Below are 2,276 nucleotides of genomic sequence, written 5' to 3' on the forward strand. Positions count from 1 at the left end.
CTGCGCGGCGGCAAGGAAGCGGTGCGCTCCAACAACGCGATCGCTGCCTGCCTGCGCACCGCGCTGCGCAATGCCGGCATCGACGAGCACGCGGTCACGCTGATGCAAGATCTCAGTCGCGAGGCGATGCTGGAGCTGATGCAACTCAACGACATCCTCGACCTGCTGATCCCGCGCGGCGGCGAGGGCCTGATCCGCTTCGTCGACGAAAACGCTCGCGTTCCGGTGATCAAGCACTACAAGGGCGTGTGCCACCTGTACGTGGACGCCAGCGCGGACCTGGACAAGGCGTTGGACATCCTGATAGACGGCAAGACCACGCGTCCGGCCGCCTGCAATTCGCTGGAGAATCTGCTGGTCGGCAAGGACGTGGCCGAAACCTTCCTGCCACGCGCGGCCAAGGCACTGCGCGAGCGCGGCGTGGAACTGCTCGGTGATGCAGCTTCGCGCAAGATCGTGCCCGACATGGGTGAGGCCACCGATGAGGACTACGCCACCGAGTACCTGGCGCTGAAGATCGCCGTGCGCGTGGTCGACGACGTGGACGCCGCCATCAAGCATATCCGCCAGTACGGTTCCGACCACACCGAGGTGATCGCGGCCGAAGACAAGGCCGTGGCCGAACGTTTCGTACACGCGCTGCGCTCGGCGGTGGTCATGATCAACACCTCCTCGCGCTTCTCCGACGGCGGCGAACTGGGTCTGGGTGCGGAAATCGGCATCTCCACCACGCGCCTGCATTCGTACGGCCCGATGGGTGCCGAGGCCCTGACCATCGAGCGTTTTGTCCTGCGCGGTGATGGCCAGGTACGACACGCCGAGAGCAAGCAGGCCGACAAGGCGGCCTGAGCGTAGCCCGAAGAAGCTCCTGATCGACCCAATGGCACTCCCTTGGGGCCCAACCACAGGCACTCCCTTTGGTCGCACCACAGGCACTCCCTTTGGTCGCGGCAGGGACCGCGAAGCGGGCCGCATTCACGATGGAGGGTTGTGCGACTGGCGCGGGCGACATCATCTCCCGGATGCGCTTCGCTTATCCGGGCTACGTGGTCATGGCTTGTTGCATGGGGCCGGGGCAGGGCACCCTGCTCCGGCCTATTCATGTGCGGGTGCGGGAGATCGACCATTTCAAGCAGATCAACGACACCTGCGGGCACGAAGCGGGTGACCAGGTGTTGAGGCACTTCACCGACGTGTTGCGCGACTGCTGCCGGAAATCGGACGTGCTGGTGCGCTGGGGCGGCGAGGCATTTTTTGGGTAGCCCGGACACGTCATTGTTGGAGGTGCCGGAGCTGTTCGCCCACCTGCGTGACGCGTGCGTGCGACAGTCATTGATGCTGGATGGCCATGCGGTGCGCATGAGCGCCTCGATGGGGTACTGCACCGTCCCCTGTGGCCGAAGGCGTGGCTGACTGTGCGTTGTGCCTGCGCGCGGCCGGCGCTGCGCTGTACCGCGGCAAGGTGCTCGGGCGCGATCGCCGGGTCGGCTATGCGGCGGTCACGGCCGGTGCCCACGGATCACGCCGCGAGATCGCCGAACTGGAAGCGCAAGGCGTGCTGGTGCAGATCGAAGGGCCGAGCAAGGAGCCCGGGTCCATTCAATCAGCGACCCCCAGAAGCTCAGTGACCATGCCTTCACATGTCCGCTGGCGTCATGCTGCCATGCTGCAAGAACTGCGAATCTGGACACGTACCGTCGCCATCATCAGCACCGGGCGACGGCACGTGTCGCGTCTGAATCAGTGTGCGCCGACAACAAGCAGGGTGAAGCTGCCCGGCACCGGTATGCGCCAGCCGTGGGCGTTGCGCCGGTTGCTGAGCATGGCAGAGGAAAGATAGATGCGGTGTTTCAGCGGGTCCAGCGCCTCAGTGCGCGCGCTGGCCTGGGTCGGAATGGTCGCTGCGACGGTGTAGTGGTCGGGACTGTCTTCGTGCACGGCTGTCAGTGTGCCGCTGTCGCCGTTGGAGCTGAATACCGTCTGCATGCCGGTGTCGAAGCGCACCGCATCCGGTCCCTTGCCGATGGCGACCGTGGCGATATGGTGGCCGTTCCGTGCGTTGGTGACGGCCATCACGCCGTTGTCGCAGACCGAGAATATGCGCGCATGCGCCACGTCCAGCGCCAGGCCGCTCGGCGACTTGCAGGGTGCCAGCGACCAGGTATGGATGACCTTGTCGGTTGTGGTGTCGATCTCCACCAGCTCGGACTTGCTTTCGATGTTATCGAAAATGTGACCGTGGCCATCGGCCGCTGCAAACTCGGGCTTTCCTGGAA

The 2,276-nt window shown here is 64.9% G+C and carries 2 protein-coding genes and 1 pseudogene; 2 read left to right on the forward strand and 1 reads right to left on the reverse strand.

Translation table 11 applies throughout. From position 1 onward, the window contains the following. Nucleotides 1–849 (forward strand): glutamate-5-semialdehyde dehydrogenase (locus PF446_RS01810; protein ID WP_298069108.1); only part of this gene is annotated, 849 nt, incomplete at its 5' end. 173 nt (nt 850–1,022) lie between these two features. Continuing rightward, on the forward strand, nt 1,023–1,262 hold the full coding sequence (locus tag PF446_RS01815) for a GGDEF domain-containing protein (protein WP_298069110.1): 240 nt from the start codon (nt 1,023–1,025) through the stop codon (nt 1,260–1,262). Between the two features lie 478 nt (nt 1,263–1,740). On the opposite strand, the pseudogene PF446_RS01820 reads toward PF446_RS01815, so the two are convergent. Next, a pseudogene (locus PF446_RS01820) lies at nt 1,741–2,276 on the reverse strand (YncE family protein); the annotation flags it as partial.

The sequence above is a fragment of the Oleiagrimonas sp. genome, from assembly GCF_027858935.1.
Classification (GTDB): domain Bacteria; phylum Pseudomonadota; class Gammaproteobacteria; order Xanthomonadales; family Rhodanobacteraceae; genus Oleiagrimonas.